Source organism: Actinomyces sp. (assembly GCF_030524025.1).
Classification (GTDB): Bacteria; Actinomycetota; Actinomycetes; order Actinomycetales; family Actinomycetaceae; genus Actinomyces.
Genome location: NZ_JAUNHI010000002.1, coordinates 24,332 through 45,797 on the forward strand (window position 1 = coordinate 24,332; position 21,466 = coordinate 45,797).

The 21,466-nt window shown below is 72.9% G+C and carries 15 protein-coding genes and 2 pseudogenes; 6 read left to right on the top strand and 11 right to left on the bottom strand.

Annotated elements, in window-relative coordinates; translation table 11 throughout:
* Positions 1 to 245: 245 nt before the first annotated feature.
* The 3 genes from Q4C85_RS01190 to Q4C85_RS01200 all read left to right on the top strand — a co-directional run bounded on the left by Q4C85_RS01190 (position 246) and on the right by Q4C85_RS01200 (position 6,763).
* Positions 246 to 3,995 (top strand): glycoside hydrolase family 2 TIM barrel-domain containing protein, encoded by a 3,750-nt coding sequence (locus Q4C85_RS01190; protein WP_303138796.1) that lies wholly within the window; start codon positions 246 to 248, stop codon positions 3,993 to 3,995.
* A gap of 287 nt (positions 3,996 to 4,282) precedes the next feature.
* Positions 4,283 to 4,915: a GNAT family N-acetyltransferase gene (locus Q4C85_RS01195; RefSeq protein ID WP_303138797.1), complete on the top strand. Its 633-nt coding sequence runs from the start codon at positions 4,283 to 4,285 to the stop codon at positions 4,913 to 4,915.
* 108 nt (positions 4,916 to 5,023) lie between these two features.
* A complete protein-coding gene (locus Q4C85_RS01200) occupies positions 5,024 to 6,763 on the top strand; it encodes a phospho-sugar mutase (RefSeq protein ID WP_303138799.1) in 1,740 nt (579 codons plus the stop codon).
* Positions 6,764 to 6,792: 29 nt separating this feature from the next.
* Here the strand turns inward: Q4C85_RS01200 and deoC are convergent, their stop codons facing one another.
* From deoC to Q4C85_RS01255, 11 genes and pseudogenes are all read right to left on the bottom strand, one after another.
* Positions 6,793 to 7,446, bottom strand: a complete 654-nt coding sequence (gene deoC, locus Q4C85_RS01205) for a deoxyribose-phosphate aldolase (RefSeq protein WP_303138801.1) — start codon at positions 7,444 to 7,446, stop codon at positions 6,793 to 6,795.
* A gap of 61 nt (positions 7,447 to 7,507) precedes the next feature.
* The gene (locus Q4C85_RS01210) at positions 7,508 to 8,320 is read right to left on the bottom strand and encodes a hypothetical protein (RefSeq protein ID WP_303138803.1); all 813 of its coding nucleotides are present in this window, start codon (positions 8,318 to 8,320) and stop codon (positions 7,508 to 7,510) included.
* Positions 8,321 to 8,400: 80 nt separating this feature from the next.
* The gene (locus Q4C85_RS01215) at positions 8,401 to 9,738 is read right to left on the bottom strand and encodes a thymidine phosphorylase (RefSeq protein WP_303138805.1); all 1,338 of its coding nucleotides are present in this window, start codon (positions 9,736 to 9,738) and stop codon (positions 8,401 to 8,403) included.
* A 95-nt stretch (positions 9,739 to 9,833) separates the two neighbouring features.
* Positions 9,834 to 10,253 (bottom strand): annotated as a pseudogene (locus tag Q4C85_RS01220) (cytidine deaminase); the annotation flags it as partial.
* Positions 10,250 to 11,467: an ABC transporter permease gene (locus Q4C85_RS01225; protein WP_303139057.1), complete on the bottom strand. Its 1,218-nt coding sequence runs from the start codon at positions 11,465 to 11,467 to the stop codon at positions 10,250 to 10,252. The gene Q4C85_RS01225 and the pseudogene Q4C85_RS01220, both read right to left, overlap by 4 nt.
* A gap of 96 nt (positions 11,468 to 11,563) precedes the next feature.
* Complete coding sequence (locus Q4C85_RS01230; protein WP_368501397.1) at positions 11,564 to 12,712, bottom strand: ABC transporter permease; 1,149 nt, start codon at positions 12,710 to 12,712, stop codon at positions 11,564 to 11,566.
* Between the two features lie 125 nt (positions 12,713 to 12,837).
* On the bottom strand, positions 12,838 to 14,409 hold the full coding sequence (locus Q4C85_RS01235) for an ABC transporter ATP-binding protein (protein ID WP_303138808.1): 1,572 nt from the start codon (positions 14,407 to 14,409) through the stop codon (positions 12,838 to 12,840).
* A gap of 114 nt (positions 14,410 to 14,523) precedes the next feature.
* On the bottom strand, positions 14,524 to 15,597 hold the full coding sequence (locus Q4C85_RS01240) for a BMP family protein (RefSeq protein ID WP_303138810.1): 1,074 nt from the start codon (positions 15,595 to 15,597) through the stop codon (positions 14,524 to 14,526).
* A gap of 139 nt (positions 15,598 to 15,736) precedes the next feature.
* Positions 15,737 to 16,894: a mannose-1-phosphate guanylyltransferase gene (locus Q4C85_RS01245; protein WP_303138812.1), complete on the bottom strand. Its 1,158-nt coding sequence runs from the start codon at positions 16,892 to 16,894 to the stop codon at positions 15,737 to 15,739.
* A gap of 239 nt (positions 16,895 to 17,133) precedes the next feature.
* Positions 17,134 to 18,180, bottom strand: coding sequence for a YihY/virulence factor BrkB family protein (locus Q4C85_RS01250; RefSeq protein ID WP_303138813.1), 1,047 nt, complete (start codon positions 18,178 to 18,180; stop codon positions 17,134 to 17,136).
* Entirely contained in the window at positions 18,180 to 18,743 is a 564-nt protein-coding gene (locus tag Q4C85_RS01255; RefSeq protein ID WP_303138816.1) for a 2'-5' RNA ligase family protein, read from the bottom strand. Before Q4C85_RS01255 ends, Q4C85_RS01250 begins: the two co-directional genes overlap by 1 nt.
* A 308-nt stretch (positions 18,744 to 19,051) precedes the next feature.
* On the opposite strand from Q4C85_RS01255, the gene Q4C85_RS01260 reads away from it, so the two are divergent.
* From Q4C85_RS01260 to Q4C85_RS01270, 3 genes and pseudogenes are all read left to right on the top strand, one after another.
* Positions 19,052 to 19,915 (top strand): DeoR/GlpR family DNA-binding transcription regulator, encoded by an 864-nt coding sequence (locus Q4C85_RS01260; protein ID WP_303138818.1) that lies wholly within the window; start codon positions 19,052 to 19,054, stop codon positions 19,913 to 19,915.
* Between the two features lie 46 nt (positions 19,916 to 19,961).
* Entirely contained in the window at positions 19,962 to 21,248 is a 1,287-nt protein-coding gene (galK, locus tag Q4C85_RS01265) for a galactokinase (protein WP_303138820.1), read from the top strand.
* Positions 21,249 to 21,287: 39 nt separating this feature from the next.
* Positions 21,288 to 21,434, top strand: a pseudogene (locus Q4C85_RS01270) (FtsX-like permease family protein); the annotation flags it as partial.
* Positions 21,435 to 21,466: the final 32 nt, after the last annotated feature.

Below are 21,466 nucleotides of genomic sequence, written 5' to 3' on the forward strand. Positions count from 1 at the left end.
ACCGGGCGCTCGGCCGCCGAGTTCGTACCTTGCGTCGTCAGTCCGCACCTTCGCCGGACGGCTCCCCGCCGTGTTCGTAGTGCCGCAGACGGCGTGCCACACTCGATGTGAAACCGGTACCATGACGTACAGGATCCTCCCCGAGGCGGCTCGGGCGGCCCGTTCGGGCAGCCCGCGCCCCTCCCCGCCCGACCGGGCGGCCCGGGAGGAGCACGACAACACCTCGACCACCGCACGTTGATCCGATGACCTCACCCACCTCAGCACCCACCGCCGCTTCGGAGCCGGAGGCCCCCTCGCCACGCGACGAACAGACCAGCGCCCCCCACTTCTGGGAGGACCCCTCCCGCACCGGCGACGGCCGCCTGCCCGCGCGGGCCTACTTCTTCGGCTACGCCGACGCCGCCGGCGCCGCGACGATGGACCGACAGCGCTGCCTGGGCCACACCGACCTGTGCGGCCCCTGGTCCTTCCGACTCTTCGCAGGGCCCCTGCGGATCGACTCGCACATCCACACCACCGCCCACCCGCACTGGGACCGGGTCGAGGTCCCCCACCTGTGGCAGCTCGACGGCTACGGCGCACCGGCCTACACCGACGAGGGCTACCCCTTTCCCATCGACCCGCCTCATGTCCCCTCCGACACCCCCACCGCCGTCTACCAGCGGCTGGTGCCCCTGCGCCCGGTCGAGGGGATGCGGACCATCCTGCGCCTCGACGGCGTCGAGAGCCTCGTCGTCGTCCACCTCAACGGCAGGCGCATCGGGTGGTCCAAGGGCTCCCGGCTCGCTGCCGAGTTCGACCTGACCGAGGCCGTCCTCGACGGGGACAACCTCCTGTCGCTGACGGTCATGCAGTTCAGCGACGGCACCTACCTGGAGGACCAGGACATGTGGTGGGCGTCGGGGATCTTCCGCGACGTCTACCTCATCCACCGTCCCGCCCGCGGGCTGGCCGACATGGTGGTCACCACCCCGCTCGTCGACGGCGAGCACGTCCTGGACGTCGACCTGCTGGCCGCCGGCACGACGCCGGGGCCGGAGGGGACCCCGGGGCCGGGCGGGGCACCCGGCGGCTGGTCGGTCGACTGGGAGCTGAGCCACCGCGGTCGGGCGCTGGCCGCCGGGCAGGTGAGCGGCGGTGAAGCTCGCCTGCGGATCCGCCAGGCCATCCCCGGCGCCCCGGTGTGGACCCCCGAGACCCCCGAGCTGTGCCTGCTGCTGCTGCGCGTGCGCGACGCCGCGGGCGCCGTCGTCGAGCATGTGCCCCACCGGGTCGGCTTCCGCCAGATCACCATCGACGGGGGGCTGCTGCGGCTCAACGGGCGGCCCTTCACCATGCACGGGGTCAACCGTCACGACCACGACGACCGGCGCGGCCGGGCCGTGGCCATGGAGCGCGTGCGCCGCGACCTGCTCATGATGAAGGCGCACAACATCAACGCGGTGCGCACCGCCCACTACCCCAACGACCCGCGCTTCTACGAGATGTGCGACGAGCTGGGCCTGTTCGTCCTGGCCGAGACGGACCTGGAGACCCACGGCTTCGCCATGACGGGTGACATCGACCGGCTCTCACAGGACCCGGCCTGGCGGACCGCCTACGTCGACCGCATCGAGCGCCACGTCCTCGCCCAGCGCAACCACCCCTGCGTCGTCATGTGGTCCCTGGGCAACGAGTCGGGCTTCGGGGACAACTTCCGCGCCGCCTACGCGCGCGCCAAGGAGCTCGATCCCACCCGCCCCGTCCACTACGAGGAGGACCGGGACGCCCAGGTCGTCGACGTCGTGTCGACGATGTACAGCCGGGTCTCCCAGATGAACGACTTCGGGGAGCACCCCCACCCCAAGCCCCGCATCCTGTGCGAGTACGCCCACGCCATGGGCAACGGACCCGGGGGCCTGAGCGAGTACCAGGAGGTCTTCGACCGCCACCCCTGCCTCCAGGGCCACTTCGTGTGGGAGTGGGCCGACCAGGCCATCGCCTCCGACCTGCCCGACGGCACGACGACCTGGCTCTACGGCGGGGACTTCGGCGACTACCCCCACAACGGCAACTTCTGCGTCGATGGCCTTGTGCTGCCGTGGCAGGAGCCGAGCCCTGGACTGCTCGAGTACGCCCAGGTCATCGCGCCGGTCGTCATCGAGCCCGAGGGCTCGGGGCTGCGCGTGCGCACGCGCCTGTACTTCACCGACACCTCCGGCTTCACCCTCGAGGCCGCGCTGCGCGTCGACGGCGAGGTCGTCTGGTGCCGCTCCTCGCCCTGCCCGGTGGTCGAGCCCGGCGGCACCGCCCCCCTGCGCATCGACCACCCCGAGGGCCGCGGGGAGTCCTTCCTCGAGGTGAGCGTGCGGCGCGTGGCCGCGACCCCCTGGGCACCGGCCGGGGCCCGGGTCGCCGTCTACCAGTTCCCGCTGAGCGGGGACGGCCCCGAGGGCCGGGAGCCGGGGCGCGAGGAGTCCGGGCCGGAGGAGACCGCCCCCGTGCGCTGGGAGAGGCGGGGCCCGGGCATCGTCCTGGGCGCGCGGGACACCGAGGCGAGGATCGACGCCGTCGACGGCCGCCTCCTGTCGTGGCGCGCCGGTGGGGAGGAGCTCCTCACCTGTCCGCCCACGGTGAGCCTGTGGAAGCCGGTCATCGACAACCACCGCGCCGATGCCGACACGCTGTGGCGGCCGCACGTCCTCGACCACCTACACACCTCCACCCGGTCGGTGCGGGCGCGCCGACACGGTGCGGCGGTCGAGGTCGCCGTCCACCAGCGCCTCGCGCCCCCCGGCCTCGACATCGGGATCCGGCTGCGCCAGCGGCTCCTCTACCTGCCCGACGGCGCCCTGCGGATACAGGTCGACGGGGTGCCCGAGGGGGACTACCGGGGCGTCATCCCGCGCGTGGGCATCGAGATGGGGCTGCCCGGGGAGCTGAGCGAGGTCGAGTACTACGGGCGGGGGCCGGGTGAGAACTATCCGGACTCCCGCTCCGCCAGCCGCATCGGTCGGTGGAGCACGACGGTGGAGGACATGTACGTGCCCTACGTGCGTCCCCAGGACTACGGCAACCGCCAGGACGTGCGCTGGATGGTTCTGCGCCGCCCCGGAGGGGCGGGCCTCATGGTCATCGGCGACGGCGCCCTCAGCGTCGCGGCCTGGCCATTCACCACCGCCGCCCTGGAGTCCGCCGAGCACCTTCACGAGCTGAAGCGCTCCGGCACGACCACGCTGCACATCAACCACGCCGTGCTCGGCCTGGGGTCGAACTCCTGGGGGTCGGAGGTCCTCGAGTCCTACCGGACGCGCTGGGAACCCTTCTCCTTCGCCGTCCTCCTGATGCCCTTGGGCGAGCAGGAGGATCCCTCCAAGCGGTGGAGACGGGACAGGAGGAGTCTGCGCGGCGCAGACGGCCGGCGGGCACGTGGACTGCCGGCGTCGGGGTCCTCTGGGGGTGGCGGTGCCCGGGGAGCCGGAGGTGCCTCGGGAGCCGGAGGTGCCACCGGGACCGCGAGCGCCGCAGGAGCGCCGAGCCGCACGGACAGGAGGCGATACATGCGCCAGTCGGCGAGCCTGGAGGAGCTGGGGCGTTTCGACGGCGGAGCCCTCCCATGGCAGCGGTGCGTCGAGGCGATCCGGCGCGCGCCGCTCCTGCCCCGCGACGTCGCCGGCTCAGTGGGCGACTCGGTGACCTTCTGGCGCGAGAGCGGTCCGGTGCGCGACGAGCCGCTCTTCACCGCGCACCGCCGCTACCTCGAGGTCATCCACGTCCTGAGCGGCTCGATGCTGATCGAGCACGCCTGCACCGACGAGCTCGAGGAGCGCCAGGCCTACTCCGACGTCACCGACCGTCTGGCCCTGGCGGGGCGCGGCACGACCGCGGTCATCGAGGCCGGCCGGACCGTGGTCATCGGACCCCGTGGGGCGCTGCGCCGTCTGCGGAGCCCCGGGGGCGAGGTGGTCACCGCGCATGTGACGGTCGAGGGCGGGGGCCTCGACGACGGATGAGGACAGGCGGGTCGGCGGGGCACCATCCGCGAGGGCGGCGCGCCGGCGCGGGCGCCCGTTCCCGCCGGAGACAGCGGGTGCGTGCCGCCTACCCGGCCGCCGGAAGGCGCTCGCCGGCCGCTCCCCGCGGGACCTCCTCCGCCCGAGGGTGCCGAATCCCCCGAATCCCCCGTATCTCCCGTATCTCCCGATCTCGAGGTGCCAGATGTACCGATCTCGCGGTGTCACAAGTCGCGATCTCGCGGTGGCCTATGTCCCGATCCCGGGGCGGAGGCTACCCTGAGGGTGTGAGCGATCCCATGGGCTCGGCCCGGTTCCTGCGCCAGGACGATCCCGAGCACGCCGCGCTCCTGGCCCAGGGGTGGACCGTGGCCGCGACCTCCTGGGGCGCCAGGCTCGACCTGGCCGGTGACAGCGACCTGGCGGTCTACGACCGGGCGGTGGGCGCCGCCCGCGACGCGGGCTACGAGGTCCGCGAGCTGGCCTCCACCGAGACCGCCGCGCTGGTCGACCTCGACACGCTTGTCGCCCCCGACTTCCCCGACACCCCCGCCTCCCACCACACGCCCCTGCCCCTCGACCTGGCCGAGCGCCTCGCCCGGGGCGACTGGCGGGCCTTCGGGGCCTGGTGGCGGGGGATACTCGTGGCCTTGACGATCCTGTACCGCTTCGAGGACCGCTGGGAGGTCGACCGCACGGCGGTCGAGGCCGCCCACCGGCGCCGTGGTCTGGCATCGGCCGTCAAAGCGTCCTCGATCCTGACCACCCACGCCGAGGGGGCCCGGCGCTGGGGCACCGGCGGCGCCCTGGCCAACGAGGGCTCACTGGCGGTCAACCGGACTCTAGGCTTCCACCTCGAACCGGCATGGCACACACTCCTGCCGCCCGCGCAGACCCCGGAGACTCCCGCCGCTCAATGAGCCTGTCGGTCGGCCGCCGGGACCCGCACCACCTCTGTGGTCGCCACCACCCATGACTGCGATCACGCTCAACGCACCTCGGCTCTAGGACACGGTAGCGTCACGCCCATGACCCAGTCCCTCGTCAATGCTGTCGACACCGGCCTCGGCGCCGCGGTGACGGCGTGGATCGCCGAGGATCCCGATCCCACGACCCGCGCCGAGCTGTCCGGGCTCCTGGCCCGTCACGACCAGGGCGACCTGGAGGCGACCTCCGCCCTGAGCGAGGCCTTCCGCGGCCCGTTGCAGTTCGGCACGGCGGGCCTGCGGGGGCGGCTGGGCGGCGGACCCAACCGCATGAACCGGGTCGTGGTCATCCGGGCGGCTGCCGGACTGGCCGCCTACCTGCGCGACGTGGTCGGCGAGGGATTCACCGTCGTCATCGGTTACGACGCCCGCCACGGCTCGCGCGCCTTCGCCCGCGACACCGCCAGCGTCGTCACCGGCGCGGGGGGCACCGCCCTCCTGCTCGACCGGGCCACCCCCACCCCCGTCGTCGCCTTCGCCCTGCGCCACCTGCGTGCCGACGCCGCGGTCATGGTGACGGCCTCGCACAACCCGCCCCAGGACAACGGTTACAAGGTCTATCTCGGCGGGCGCGCCGTCACCGACGACGGCCAGGGCGCCCAGATCGTGCCGCCCCACGACGCCGCCATCGCCGAGCGGATCGCCCGGGTCGGAGCGCTGGCCCAGGTCCCCATGCCGGAGTCCGGGTGGACGACCCTGGGTGAGGACATCGTCGAGGAGTACATCGCCCGCGCCTCCCACGCCACCGGCCTGCGCGGACCGGCGCCGCTGCGGATCGTCCTGACCGCGATGCACGGGGTCGGCGGCCGGATCTGCCGTCAGACCCTGGCCCGGGCGGGCTTCGAGGACGTCGTCGTCGTGCCCGAGCAGTTCGACTCCGACCCCGACTTCCCGACGGTCGCCTTCCCCAACCCCGAGGAGCCCGGCGCCCTCGACCTGGCCCTGGACCTGGCGCGCAAGGTCGACGCCGACCTCGTCATCGCCAACGACCCGGATGCGGACCGCTGCTCGGTGGCCGTCCCCGACGAGCGTGCGGCCGGGGGCTGGCGCCAGCTGACCGGCGACGAGGTCGGGGCGCTCCTGGGCCAGCAGGCGGCGGAGCTGGCGGCCTTCGCGGGCACGGGGGTGCTGGCCAACTCCGTGGTCTCCTCCCGTCTGCTGCGCCGTATCGCCCAGGCCTACGGGCTGGGGCACCGCACGACCCTGACCGGTTTCAAGTGGATCAGCCGCGTGCCGGACCTCGTCTACGGCTACGAGGAGGCCCTGGGATACTGCGTCGACCCGACGGCGGTGCGGGACAAGGACGGCATCTCGGCCTCGGTGCGGCTGGCGGTGCTCGCCTCGGTTCTGGGCCAGCAGGGCCGCAGCGTCATCGACCTGCTCGACCGGCTCGCCCGGGAGCACGGCCTGTACGCCACGAGCCCCCTGAGCGTCCGGGTCGAGGACCTGTCCTTCATCTCCAGCGCCATGCGCCGCCTGCGCACCCCCGACGGGGCGCCTCGGAGCCTGGGCGGCTCGCCGGTCGCCAAGGTCGTCGACATGCTCGATGGCGCGGCCGACGGCAACGGCGGACGCCTGCCCGCCACCGACGGCCTCATCTTCACCACCGAGTCTAACGACCGGGTCGTCATCCGCCCCTCGGGCACCGAGCCCAAGCTCAAGTGCTACTGCGAGGTCGTCGTGCCGGTGGCCGTCGACGAGCCCGTCGACGTCGCCCGCCGGACGGCCGCCCGGCGCTTAGAGGCCATCCACGCCGACCTGCGCCGCCTGCTGGGCATCTGACGGGCGGGCGCCCGGACCGCGCCGCCGGGTCAGGCCTCCAGCCCCTCGAGGATGGCGACGGTCGCCGAGACCCCCAGGCGGCTGGCGCCGGCCTCCACCATCGCCAGGGCGTCGGCGGCGCTGCGGATACCCCCGGAGGCCTTGACGCCGAGCCGGTCACCGACCGTGGCGCGCATGAGCTCCACGGCGTGGACCGAGGCGCCTCCGGCCGGGTGGAAGCCCGTCGAGGTCTTGACGTAGCCGGCGCCGGCGGCCTCGGCGGCGCGGCAGCAGGCGACGATCTCCTCGTCGCTCAGCGCGGCCGACTCGATGATCACCTTGAGCAGGGAAGAGCCGCACGCCTGTGCGACGGCACGGATCTCCTCCTCGACGGCATCGAAGCGCCCGTCCTTGACCAGCCCGAGGTTGACGACCATGTCGACCTCATCGGCCCCGGCGGCCACCGCGCCTGCCGCCTCGGCGGCCTTGACCGGCGCGGAGTGGGCACCGGAGGGAAAGCCGCAGACGGTGGCCACGGCCAGTCCCTCGGGCACCGGGCAGGGCAGCATGCTCGGGGACACGCACACGGAGAACACGCCGAGCTCGGCGCCCTGCGCCACGAGTGCCGCAACCTGCTCGGCGGTGGCCTCGGGCTTGAGCAGGGTGTGATCGATCAGCGCGGCGATCTGGGCGCGGGTGGTCATGGGGAGTCCTCTCTCCTGGGGCGCGACCCGTCGTGGGACGCGTGTCGGGCACCGACTCAGGTTACGCGTCCTCGACCTCACAGGGCGCAATGAGGGCAAGCACCCGGGGCCAGGAGCCCAGCTCGCGGGGGCCGCGGCCCCGTCGGGCCCGCGGGGCCAGCAGGTCCAGGGCACGGACCGTCCCGGAGCCGGGCTCGTAGATGGGCACCCGCCCGGCCCCCGGGTCGGTTCGGCCGATCAGCGCCCAGGGCATGGCCAGCACGTAGTGGCGAGGAATCACCGGGCCAGCGCTCAGGGCACGTCCCAGCGCGCGACCGACCGGCCCGCCGCTGTCCGGCGCGGTCTGGGGCGCGGTCTGGGGCGTGGTCAGGGGACCGCCGGCGAGCAGGATGACGGGCAGGCCCTGCCCCAGGAGCGCACGCACCCGCTCGACCGCTTGGTGCCACCGCTCCCCCTCGTCGCGCACAGGGCGCACGACGTAGACGGTCCCGGCCTGGTCCCAGGCCCGGGTCATCGCCGTCGCCACGGACCACGGGGCCGAGCCCAGGCGGCTCGGCCAGGGCAGGAGGCCCAGCCCGTGCTGGTTCATCCGGGTCTGGACAACCCGCTGGAGGTGGGCCAGCCGCGCAACAAGGTCCCGGCCCGGCAGCGGTCCTCCGGCCCCGGGCGGGCCGCCTGGCGTGCTCCTCGGTCCGCGCGCACCGGGTCCCAGGCCACGCAACAGTCGAGCGGCGAGGATGCAGGCGGCCCCGCAGGTCGTCGAGTCGCACTGGGTGAGGGTGACGGTGGCCCCGCAGGCCGGTCCCACACGCAGACGAGAGCTGCGGACCACGGCGCGCATCGGCTCGGGAGTGGGTCCACCCGTGTCTCTCACGCCTCCACCCTAGACGATTGACTCCCCGGGACTTGACCCACCGGAGGGAGCGGGACCCTGGCGAGCCGCGTCGCGCGGGCTTATACGAGCCGGTCGAGGATCACGCCGGCCTCGCGGCGGGCCATGGCCTCCTGGGCCTGCGGTGTGCCCGGGTCGGAGATGACGACCCCGCCGTCCAGGGCCTGGCGGGCACGCTCGAAGCGCTCGGGGGTCGCCGTGTGCAGGGTGAGCAGCGGCTGCCCGGCACGCACCGCGTCACCGGGCTTGGCGTGCAGCTCCACCCCGGCCACCGCCTGGACGCCGTCCTCCTTGCGTGCCCGGCCAGCGCCCAGCCGCCAGGCGGCGACCCCGACGGCGAGCGCGTCGAGGGTCGTCAGGACACCGTCCCGCTCGGCGGCAAGAGTCTCGGTCTCGGGGGCGACCGGCAGGGGGGCATCCGGGTCCCCTCCTTGGGCGCGCAGCATGGCCCGCCACACGTCCATGGCCCGGCCGTCGGCCAGCGCGGCGTGCAGCTCGGGGACCTCGACCGGCCGGCCGGCCGCCTCGAGCATCTCGGCGGCCAGGGCGACGGTCAGTGCGACGACGTCCTGCGGCCCGGAGCCCGCAAGCACCTCGATGCACTCGCGCACCTCGAGGGCGTTGCCGGCCGTGCGTCCCAGCGGGGTCGACATGTCGGTGAGCAGCGCGCGGGTCCTCACCCCGGCGGCGGTGCCCAGGTCCACCATCGTGCGGGCCAGGACGCGGGCCTGGTCGACCGTGGTCATGAAGGCGCCCGACCCCACCTTGACGTCCAGGACGAGCGCCCCGGTTCCCTCGGCGATCTTCTTGCTCATGATCGATGAGGCGATAAGCGGCACGCAGGAGACAGTGGCTGTCGTGTCGCGCAAGGCGTAGAGCTTCTTGTCCGCCGGGGCCAGCCCCGCCCCCGCAGCGCAGATGACGGCGCCCGGCCCCTGGGGCCCCAGAGCGGCCATCAGCTCGTCGTTGCTCATCTCGGCCCGCCACCCCGGGACCGACTCGAGCTTGTCGAGGGTCCCACCGGTGTGGCCCAAACCGCGCCCGGACAGTTGGGGAACGGCCACCCCGAAGGCGGCGACGAGCGGCGCCAGCGGCAGGGTGATCTTGTCACCCACGCCACCGGTGGAGTGCTTGTCGGCCGTGGGGCGACCCAGCCCGGAGAAGTCCATGCGCTCCCCGGAGCGGATCATCGCCTCGGTCCAGCGGGAGGTCTCGGCCAGGTCCATGCCGTTGAGGTAGATCGCCATGGCCAGGGCACTCATCTGCTCCTCGGCGACAACGCCCCGGGTGTAGGCGGCGATGACCCAGTCGATCTGCTCGTCGGTCAGCCGTCTGCCGTCGCGTTTGGCGGCGATGACCTCGACGGCGTCGAAGGGCTCGACGGAAGTGGGGGGTGTCATGGTGACGGGGCTCCTGGGGGTGTCGGTCCTGGGTGGTGGCCGCGGTCAGCGCCCGGATGCCGACCGCCGACGCCCGGATGCCGGTCGTCGGCTGCGCCCAGGACGGCGGCGAGGTCGGCCTCGGTGAACCGGTCGGGCAGCACCTGGTCGATGCCGGTCCGACCACTGGGCATGGCCAAGACCATGGCGGGGTGGGCGTGCTCGCTGAGCAGCTGGCGGCAGCGTCCGCAGGGGGCGCAGGCGCACCCGCGGGCGTCGAGGCACACGAAGGCGAGCAGCCGCCCTCCCCCGGTGCGCACGAGCTCGGAGACCAGGCCGCACTCGGCGCACAAGGTCACCCCATAGCCCGCGTTCTCGACATTGCACCCCGACACCAGGCGCCCGTCCTCGACAAGGGCCGCGGCGCCGACCGGGAAGTGGGAGTAGGGCACGTAGGCCCGGCTCATCGCCTCCATGGCCAGCTCGTGCAGACGCTGCCACACGGACTCCTCGATCTCCTCGATCTGCGGGGTCACGGGTAGGGCACTCCCTCGGCGGCGGGGGCCTGGACCCTGCCGACGAAGCCGGCCACGGCCAGGACCGTGACGACGTAGGGGATCATGAGGATGAGGTTGGCCGGGATGGGCGAGCCGACCACCGACAGGGTCTGCCCGATCGAGGTCGCGAAGCCGAACAGCAGGGCGGCGTACAGGGTGCCCAGGGGCCTCCACGCCCCCAGGATCATGGCCGCCAGGGCGATGTACCCGTTGCCCGCCGACATGTCCTTGGTGAAGGCCAGGCCGGAGCCGACGGTGAAGAAGGCTCCCCCCAGCCCGGCCAGCGCGCCGCCGAGCACGAGGTTGTTGATGCGGGTGCGCATGACGTTGATGCCCACCGTGTCGGCGGCCTTGGGGTGCTCGCCGCAGGCCCGCATCCGCAGCCCCCAGCGGGAGCGGAAGAGCATGAAGGACAGCACCGCCACCGCCAGGTACATGAGGTAGATGAGGATCGTCTGGCGGAACAGCACCGGACCGATGAGGGGGATCTCCGAGAGCAGCGGCACGGCCAGGGTGGGCAGCCGCTGGGCGGAGTTGAGGCGCCCGGGGTCCTGGGTCAGGACCGTGGAGAACAGGAAGCCGGTCACGCCCAGGACGAGCACGTTGAGCACGACGCCGACGACGATCTGGTTGACCCGGTACTTCAGCCCGAACAGGCCCAGGAGCAGGGCGACCATGACGCCGGCCAGGGGCGCGGCGAGCATGCCGAGCCAGGGGTTCCTCGTCGTCGAGGCGACGACGGCGCCCAGGAAGGCCCCGCCCAGGAGCTGGCCCTCAATGGCGATGTTGATCGTGCCGCTGCGCTCGCCGACAACTCCCGCCAGCCCGCCGAAGACCAGCGGCACGGACAGGGCCAGCGTCGAGCTGAGGATGGTGACCAGCGGCATGACGGAGTCGCGGCCGGCGCCCGCCCAGGTGAGGAAGCCCAGGGCGAAGACGAGGCCGAGGGTCAGTCCCAGCCATGCTGGGACGGGCCTGCGGGCGTGGGCTCGGGTGATGGCGACCACGCTCAACGCTGCCGCCGCGAGTGCCAGGACGAGCAGGGTCGGGCGGGAGGGCAGGACGGGGTTGGTGACCTGGAGGAGGTCGGCGGAGGTCGACAGCTTGAAGGTCGTCTCGCCGTCAGCGGTGGCGGCCATGATCAGGGACAGCAGGACGACGAGGAGACCCGCCACCGGTAGCTTGAGGTCCATCGGCTCCCGGCGCAGGACGGCCTGCGAGGGCTCGCCGGCGCTCCGGCCGCCCTCCGACCGGGGGCTGCGGAGGGACTGCGTGGCTGCGGTCATGTTTCAGGCCTCCTGGGCGACGGCGGTCGGGGTCGTGCGGCGGCGCTTCCACGATCCGGGCGCCGGCAGACGGTAGATGGCCCGGACCAGCGGCGGCGCCGCGATGAACAGCACGATGGTGGACTGGAGGACGAGGACGATGTCGATGGGCGTGCCGGTGGCGGCCTGCATCGTCTTGCCCCCGGCACTCAGCGCACCGAAGAGCAGGCCCGCCAGGACCGTGCCCAGGGGCGTCGAGCGTCCCAGGAGCGCCACCGTCAGCGCGTCGAAGCCGATCGACCCCGCCACCGAGCCGGTCAGGATGTGCTCGGTGCCCAGGGCCGGGGCGGTAGCCGCCAGGCCGCACAGGGCACCGGAGACGATCATGACGACGGCGGTGACGCGGGGCACGTTGATCCCGGCGGTCCGGGCGGCGTCGGGGTTGAGGCCCACCGCCCGGGACTGGAAGCCGAACTGGCTGCGCTCCAGGAGCCACCAGACGAGGACTGCCGCCACCAGTGCGATGAGGAAGCCCAGGTGGAGCCGGAAGCCCGACCCGAGCAGGAGGGGATAGCGGGCGGAGTCCGCCGCGGGCAGGGACTGGGGGTTGGCGTTGCCCTCCCCGATGAAGGCCTCGGTGGTCAGGGCGTGCGCCAGGAGGTAACCGGCCACCGAGTTGAGCATGATCGTCGTGATGACCTCGCTCGCCCCGGTCGTGGCGCGCAGGATCCCCGGGATCGCGCCCCAGGCGGCCCCGCCGAGGATCGAGGCGAGGATCGCGACGATGAGGTGGAGGCCTGCGGGCAGGTTCCAGGCGAAGGCGACGTAGCCCCCCGCCATGGCGCCCAGGATGATCTGGCCCTGGCCACCGATGTTGAACAGGCCGGCGCGGAAGGCCAGCGCCATCCCCAGGCCCGAGAGGATGAGCGGTGTCGCCACGGTCAGGGTCTCGGTGATGGGGCGCAGCATGCGGGTGGGCGTGGCGGCCTGCCAGTTGAACAGCGAGCCGCGCAGCAGCGCCGAGTACGCCTCGGTCAGCGAGGTGCCCACGGCGCCCAGGAAGTCCGATGGGCGGGCCAGGAGGTAGCCGGCGGTGGTGCGCACGTCCTCGTCGGCGATGAGCACGAGCACCGAGCCGAGGATGAGGGCGGTGACGACCGCCAGGACACCCATGAGGGCCGAGGACTCGGCGACCTGGCGCAGCAGCGAGGGTCCGGTGCGGTCGGCCTGACCGCCCGTTGAGCCGGTCGTCTCCTCCCGACTGGTCGTGGCCGCTGCCGCGGGGGTGGTCGGCTCGCTCATCGGTCCTCCTCGGGGGTGCTCGGCCCGGCCTCATCGGCCGGAGCGTCGTGGTCGGTGCGGGCCAGGGCCTCGTCGAGGGTCGCTCCGGCCATCATGAGCCCGAGGACGTCGCGCGGGGTGTCGGGGCCGACGACGCCGACGATCCGCCCGCGGTACATGACCGCGATGCGGTCGGACAGGGAGTAGATCTCATCGAGCTCGGAGGAGATGATGAGCACCGCGGCGCCGGCGTCGCGCTCCTGGACGAGGCGTTTGTGGACGAACTCGATGGAGCCGACGTCCAGCCCGCGCGTGGGCTGGGAGGCCACGAGGGCCTTGAGGGGACGGGACAGCTCGCGGGCGAGGATCGCCTTCTGCTGGTTGCCGCCCGACAGGGTCGAGATGGGGTCGGAGACGTCCGTGACGCGCACGTCGAACTCCTCGCGCAACCGCTCGGCGTTGGCACGCACCTTCGCCGGGCTCAGCGAGGGGCCCCGGCCGAAGACGGGGTCGTCGTAGCGGTCGAGGATCATGTTCTCGGCGATGGACAGGCCGGCCACGAGCCCGTCGGTCGACCGGTCCTCGGGCACGAAGCCCAGGCCCGAGCCGAGGCGCTCGTGGACGCTCATGCCGGTGGCGTCGGCCTGACCGAGCCTGACGGTGCCGGTCAGCGGCGCCGTCAGGCCCAAGACGACCTCGCCGAGCTCGGTCTGCCCGTTGCCCTGGACCCCGGCCACCCCAAGGATCTCACCGGAACGCACCTCCAGGTCGACGTCGTCGAGGAGGAGGACGCCGTCGTCCAGGACGCTCACACCGTGGAGGGCCAGCCCGACCTCCCCGGGCTTGGCCTCCTCCTTGTCGACCCGCAGCGAGACCTCGTGGCCGACCATGAGGCCGGCCAGCTCGGAGGCCGAGGCGGTCGGCTCGGCGGTGCCCACGACCTTGCCGCGGCGGATGACGGTGATCGTGTCGGCGATCTCGCGGATCTCACGCAGCTTGTGGGTGATGAAGACGATCGAGGTCCCCGCGGCCTTGAGGTCGCGCATGATGGAGATGAGCTCGTCGGTCTCCTGCGGGGTGAGCACCGCGGTGGGCTCGTCGAGGATGAGGACCTTGGCCTCGCGGGACAGCGCCTTGATGATCTCGACTCGCTGCTGAGCGCCGACGGGCAGGTCCCGGATGTAGGCCCGGGGGTCGACCTCGAAGCCGAAGCGGCTCGAGATCTCTTTGACCTTGGCCGCCGCGGCCCGGGGGTCGATGATCCCGGCGGGGCCGACCGGCTCGTAACCCAGCGCCACCGACTCGGCGACGGTGAACACCGGGATGAGCATGAAGTGCTGGTGGACCATCCCGATCCCCGCGGCCACGGCGTCCCCGGGGCCGGAGAAGGTCACCGGGGAGCCGTCAATGAGGATCTCGCCCTCGTCGGGGGCGTACAGGCCGTACAGGACGTTCATGAGGGTCGACTTGCCGGCGCCGTTCTCGCCCAGTAGGGCGTGGATCTGGCCGGGCTCGACAGTGATGTCGATGCGGTCGTTGGCCACGAGAGGCCCGAAGGTCTTCGTGATCCCACGGAGCTCAAGCAACACGAGCGGCTCGCTTCCTGGGGGTCTGCGGTGGTGCGGGGCGTTGGCCGGGAGGGTAGCGGCCGCCGTCGCCCGAGAAGACGACGGCGGCCTGCGGGCCCTCCGCCCGGCCCGGGCTCAGGACGGATCGTAGGGGGTGGTCACCGTGAGAGAGCCGTCGATGAGCTGCTGCTCGAGCTCCTCGACCTTGGTCTGGACCTCGGCCGGGACCTTGGACTCCCACTCGTGGTAAGGGGCGATGGAGACCCCGGAGTTCTCGACGTTGCCGATGTAGGGCTCGGAGGAGAATCCCTCCCCGGAAACGGTCTGCTCAATCGTGTCGTAGACGGCGGCGCCGATCTCCTTGACCACGGAGGTCATGATGTAGGAACCGCCCTCGGTCGACTCGTAGCCGTCGGCGTCCACCCAGATGATGCCCAGGTCGCCGCCGGCGGCCTGGACAGTCGAGATCGTCCCGGCCCCAGCGTTGCCCGCCACCGGCAGGATGATGTCGGCGCCCTGGGACAGGAAGCCCTCCGTCAGCTGCTGGGCCTTCGAGGTGTTGGAGAAATCGCCGACGAAGGCGCCGGTGCTCGGGTTGGCCGGGTCCCACCCCAGGACCTTGACCGAGGTGCCGTTGTCCTCGTTGTACCGGGTCACGCCCTGGTAGAAGCCCTCCATGAAGATCTGGACGGTGGGGATGGCCAGGCCGCCGTAGGTGGCCACGGTGCCGGTCTTGGTCGTGCCGGCCGCCGCGTAGCCCGCGAGGTAGGCGGCCTCCGCGGTGTTGAAGATGAGGGGCTTGGCGTTGTCCATCTCCGAGCCGAAGGTCGAGTCGATGAGGGCGAAGTCGACCTCCGGGTTGGCCTCGGCGGCGGCGGTGATCGGGTCGGCGAGCTTGAAGCCCACGCCGATGATCATGTCGCAGTTCTGGTCGAGCAGCGAGTCGATGTTCGTCGTGTAGTCGGCGTTGGACTTGGACTCCACGGTGATGGTCTTGATGCCCAGCTCGGACTTGGCCCGGTCCAGGCCCTCCTTGCCGGACTGGTTGAAGGACTGGTCGTTGAAACCGCCCTCGTCGGAGACCATGCAGGCGATGTAGTCCGAGGATGCGCCAGAGTCCGTGGCGGAGTCGCTCGGGGCGGCACCGCAGGCCGCCAGGGACAGAGCGGCGGCCGTGCCGAGCGCCAGGGCGGAGTATGTCTTCTTCACAGCGAGTTCTCCATGGGGGATGTGGACGGGTGGGTCGTTCGACGCGACGGTGCGCCGACGTACTGGACCAGGATAGACGCTCCGCCGACCTGTCCGCCCCACGTGCCCCGCGGGCCGCCCCGCCGCCCCTGCGGCGCCCTCAGAGCAGGTCCTCCCGCCCCTGCGCCCTCATCGCGTCGACGACCTCCTTGACGCCCTGGGCGCGCTCGGGGGTGGTGATGAGCAGGGCATCGGGGGTGTCGACGACGACGAGGCCGGGCACACCCAGCAGCACGACCGTGCGCCCGCCCGTGGTGGCCACCAGCGCGCCCTGGGAGTCCAGGGCGGTCACCGGCGCTCCCTGCCCGTCCCCGGCGGGGTCGTCGAGCACCGCCGCGCCCGCTGCCGGTCCGTGCGCGCGGGGGGCGACGAGCTCGGTCAGGGCGTCGAAGCCGCCGACGTCGTCCCAGCCCATGGAGGCCGGAACGGTGGCCACTCCCCCGGCCGCGGCCACCGGCTCGGCGATGGCGTGGTCGATGGAGATCCGCTCCAGACCGGGCCACCTGGACGCGAGCACCGCCTCACGCTGCGAGGTGTCCCAGGCCCGGGCGATCTGCTCGACCCCTGCCGCCAGCTCGGGGTGGTGGTGGGCCAGGTGGTCGAGGAGCACGCCGGCACGCACGACGAACATGCCCGCGTTCCAGCGGTAGTCCCCGGTGGCCAGGTAGCGGGCGGCGGTGGCGGCATCGGGCTTCTCGGTGAAGCCGAGCACCGTGCGCCCGTCGGGGGCGCCGGGCACGCGCGTCGGGGCGCCGGCGTGGATGTAGCCAAAGGCGGTCGAGGGACCGGCGGCCTCGATCCCGATGGTGGCGAGCCAGCCCGCCTCAGCCAGGGCCGCCGCCTGGCGGACGGCATCGACGAAGGCGTCCTCATCGGCGATGGTCTGGTCGGCGGCGAAGGAGCCGACCAGGGCGTGGCGGCCGTGCCTGACCGCGATGAGGGCGGTCGCCAGGCCGATGGCCGCCATCGAGTCCCGCGGCGAGGGCTCGGCCAGGATGTGGTCCTCCGGCAGTCCGGGCAGCTGGGCGCGCACGGCATCGACATGCGCGACGCCCGTGACCACGGTGGTCGTGGCGGCCACCGGCGCCAGGCGCGCCACGGTGGCCTCGATGAGCGTCCTGCCCGCCCCGGTCAGGTCGAGCAGGAACTTGGGGCGGTGACGCCGGCTCAACGGCCACAGACGGGTGCCCGCGCCTCCGGCGGGGATGATCGCGTGGATGGGACGGTCGGACACCTGGGTCTGCGGGCTCTGGCTCACAGCGGTCAGGCTAGATGATTGATTCCCGGGGTTGGGGGACGCGGGGTGGGCCGGCCGGCTTTGACCGGTAGGCCGGACGGTCGGTGTGCCTGCGGCAACGAGGACCGCCCCCTCGCGCTCGACCTCAACGAACCGGGCGAGCGCGTCAAGGCCACCCAGCCCCACGCCGCCCCCGATCCCCGGCCCGGCACCCGCCCCACCAGGCTTGACCGACGCTCCCCCGCCCGACCGTGCCATATCTACCGATCTCGAGGTGTCATAAGTCCCGATCTCGGTGAGGCGGCCGGGTCCGGGGGCTCGGTGTCCGGGGGCTCGGTGTCTTGAACCGTCCAGGTCAGGGTCTGGGGCACCGAGAGGGTCATGTAGTTGGGGCGTTCTCCGGCGTGGTCCTCCTCGGGGCCGCGGACCACGTGGGCCGGCGGAGGGTTGGCGATCCAGGCCGCCACGAGCAGGACGATCCGGCTGGCCAGGTGGAGCCACACGATGAGCACGGCCACGGTGGCCGCCGAGGCCAGGAGCGGGTTGTCCGCGGTCGAGGCCACCGCTCCGGTGCCCAGCTGCCTCATGACGCCGAAGGCGGCGGCCGCCAGGAGGCAGCCGAGGACGAGGTCCCGTCGTGGCGGGCGCACGCCGCTGATCGTGATGATGAGCGCAAGGACGCCGCCGTCGATGACCGCCGAGACAGCGATGGCCAGAGCACGGGTACCCCCTCCGGCCAGCCAGGCAGGCACCCACGTCTGGTCGCCGGCCAGTGAGGAGGCCGCCGCGGTGGCCAGGGAGGCGATGGCGGTCAGCAGGACGCCCAGGACGACGACGACGAAGCCGACGAGATTCCACAGCTGGGCGATCACCGGCTTATGGGCCGGCGCGAGGAGCCCGAACATGGCCCGCAACGCCTGGGTCAGCGCCCCCATGAAGCCGGTGGCGGTGTAGAGCAGGACGAGACCCCCCACGACGCCGCCGACGCTGAGTGCCGAGGAGGCCGAGGACACGCTCAGCTCATTGAGGGTGACCAGGCCCGTGCCCGAGCCGTCGTCAACGGCCCCCGGGAGCATCGTGTCGACCGTCTCGAGCACGGCGCTGCGCAGCCCGTCGTGGCTGCGCAGCATGCCCATGAGGGCCGAGACCGCGATGGCCAGGGCGGCGAAGGCCGAGAACAGCCCGGTGTAGGCGATGCCTCCGGCGAGCAGAGCGCCGTTGCCCGTCGAGTAGCGGCCCAGGGCACGTCCCGCACGGGTGGCGCGCAGCCGCGCTGCTAGCTCGAGGAGCCGTCTGAGCGCCTGCATCAGCCAAGGGCGACGCCCTCGAGGGCGCCCAGGCTCGGGGCGGCCAGGGGCCGCCAGACGTCGCCCTCCAGGAGGTGGAGGTGGATCTGCTCGACCGTGAAGAGGGCGTCGATGGTCCTGCCCGCCGCCTGGGCGGCATCGAGTGCCTCGTCGTCGTCGATGTGGGCCAGGGTGACGTGGGCGTGGAAGGGGAAGCGCAGCGGGCCCGCCAGGGGCCCCTCGGGACTGCGCAGCTCGCGCTGAAGGGCGTCGACCTGGGCGGCCCCGGTCACGAGGGCGAGGTAGGCCACCGGGCTGACGGGACGGAAGGTGCGCGCCCCCGCGGCCCGCACCTCGAAGGGACTGGTGCGGCACGCGACGCGGCCCACGTGCGCGACGACCTCATCGAGATGGGCGCACGGCACCAGCGTGGGTGGCAGGAGGGTGATGTGCGGCGGCACCGTGCGAGCCAGGGGGTCCCCGGCGTCGAGACGCACACGGCGCACCTGCCCGGCCCAGGGCTCGGGCACGGCGATGGTGAGCCCGAGGACGCGCTCGGTGGCGGAGGGCGTGGGAAGGTCCATGAGGTCCTTCGGGGTCTCGTGCACGGCGCCGCGAGGACACCGGACTGGTCGGAGGGCGGTCGGTGGAGGCGCGTCAGAGGTCCTGAGGGCCGTCGCGCACCACCGGCCTCGGTGGGGCGCGCACCACGGCTTGGCGCCATGGCACCGACGCGACCCTATCGTAGTCGGCCGCTGGTGGGCGCAGACGCACACCGGCCCCGGCCCGCACCCACCGACCCGGACCCCGGACCCCGGACCATCGTTGTTCGAACATGAGCGAGCATGTGCGAGCTTGTGTGATTCTCGGGCTGGTCTGGCACAATGCGCGCATGGCCTCACGTCCCGCCCACCGCGCCTCCTCGGCGGCGCCTCCCGTGGAGGAGCCGCCAACACCCCTGCTGGCCCGCCAGCGGCAGGAGTTCATCCTCGAGCGCGTGGCCGCCACCGGCGGGGTGCGGGTGACTGACGTCGTCGAGGCGCTCGACGTCTCGGAGATGACGGTGCGCCGGGACATCACCGAGCTGGTCAACCAGGGACTGGTCGAGCGCGTCCACGGCGGGGCGGTCGCCTCCGGCCCGGCGGGCCAGGAGCCGCGGTTCACGACCAAGTCCGAGCTGCGCCCCGAGTCCAAGCAGCGCATCGGCGCCGCGGCGGCCGCCCTCGTCCGCCCCGGGGACGCCGTGGCCCTGTCGGGCGGGACGACGACACTGGCCGTGGCCCACGCCCTGTCCCAGCTCCCGCACCTGGGCACGCTGACGATCGTGACCAACTCCCTGCCAGCCGGGCAGGTCCTCTTCGACGCCGCCGACGCCGCCCGCGCCGAGGGCCTCAGCGCGCCCGCTGTCCTGCTCACCGGCGGTGAGCTGACACCCTCCAACGCCCTGGTGGGGCCGGTCGCCGTCGACGCCCTGGCAGGCATGCGGGTGGAGTGGACCTTCATCGGCGCCCACGGGCTGACGCTCGACGCCGGTCTCATGACGCCCAACCTCACCGAGGCCGCGACCAACGAGGCTCTCATCTCGGCGGCACGCACGACCGTGGCCGTCGTCGACTCCTCGAAGTGGGGGATCCTGGGGCTGCGCACCTTCTGCGCCACCTCGAGGATCGGGGCGCTCGTCACCGACGCCCCGCCCCCACAGGAGGCCAGCAGCCATCTCGAGGCCGCCGGCATCTCCATCGTCGTGGCCGCCTAGCAACCGGCCCCCGGCCCATCTCAGACCAGCGCACAGGAGACCGCATATGTCCGCCGACCAGCCCCACTCCCCCGCCTTCACCCCCGCCCTGGGCCCCCACGAGGGGGCTGGGGCCGCCGCCGACCTGTTCCGCGAGGCCTTCGACGCCGAGCCCGACGGGGTGTGGTACGCCCCGGGCAGGGTCAACATCATCGGCGAGCACACCGACTACAACGGCGGCCTGGCCCTGCCGATCGCCCTGCCCCACCGCGCCCACCTGGCGCTGCGACGCCGCCAGGACCGCACCGTGCGCCTCGTGTCCAGCCGGGCCCCGCAGTCCGTGGAGGTCCTCGACCTCGACGCCATCGGCCCCGTGGGCAGCCCGGGACAGGTCGACAGCTGGACCGCCTACGTCGTCGGGGTCGCCTGGGCCCTCGAGCACGATGGGCTGGGCACGGTCTCCGGCTTCGACGCCGCACTCGTGTCCTGTGTGCCGCTGGGCGGCGGGCTGTCGTCCTCGGCGGCCCTCGAGGCCTCGACGGCGGTGGCCCTGGACGAGGTCAACGCCCTGGGGCTTGCCGGCAGCCTGGAGGAGCCCGACGACGACGGGCGGGCCCGCCTGGTCGCCTCGTGCGTGCGCGCCGAGAACGAGGTCGCGGGCGCGCCCACCGGCGGGATGGACCAGTCCGGGTCACTGCGCTGCCGCGCCGGCCATGCCCTCGAGCTGGACTGCCGTGACGGGTCGGTGCGCCACGTCCCCTTCGACCTGGCCTCCCAGGGCCTGTCCCTGCTCGTCATCGATACAAGGGCCGAGCACTCCCTGTCCGACGGGCAGTACGGGGCGCGTCGCGCCGCCTGCGAGAAGGCAGCGCGGATCCTGGGGGTCGACCTTCTGGCCGAGCTGTCCCCCGCAGACTTGCAGACCGCTCTCGGACGCCTGGCCGACAGCGGCGAGCCCGACGCCGCAGAGCTGGTCAAGCGCACGCGGCACGTCGTCACCGAGATCGAGCGTACCCGTGCCCTCGTGGAGATCCTCGGCTCCGGGCAGCCGCTGCGCGGGGAGGTGCTCGGGCGCGTCGGGGAGCTGCTGGACGGCTCCCACGAGTCTCTGCGGGTGGACTATGAGTGCACCGGTCTGGAGCTGGACACCGCGGTCGAGGCGGCACGTGCCGCCGGCGCGCACGGCGCCCGGATGACCGGGGGCGGCTTCGGCGGCTCGGCCATCGCCCTGGTCGACGCCGAGGAGGTGGACGCGGTGGCCCGCGCCGTCGTCAAGGCCTACGCCCGTACCGGTCTGCGGGCCCCGGCCTTCCTCGACGCAACGCCCTCGGCCCCCGCCGGCCGCCTGCGCTGAGCCGCCGCCCCGCAGCATTTCCTCGTGTCCCAGGGCTTCCTCGACGCGCTGGGGCTGGTCAATATCTCGATGGTGACCGTGCGCCAAGGCATACACGAGATCGGGGTGCGCCGCTCCTTCGGGGTGACGAGCCGACGGATCTTCTTCTCGATCATGCTCGAGTCGGTCGTGGCCACCGTCGTGGCCGTGCGCATCCGGCCGATCGACGCGATCCGCTA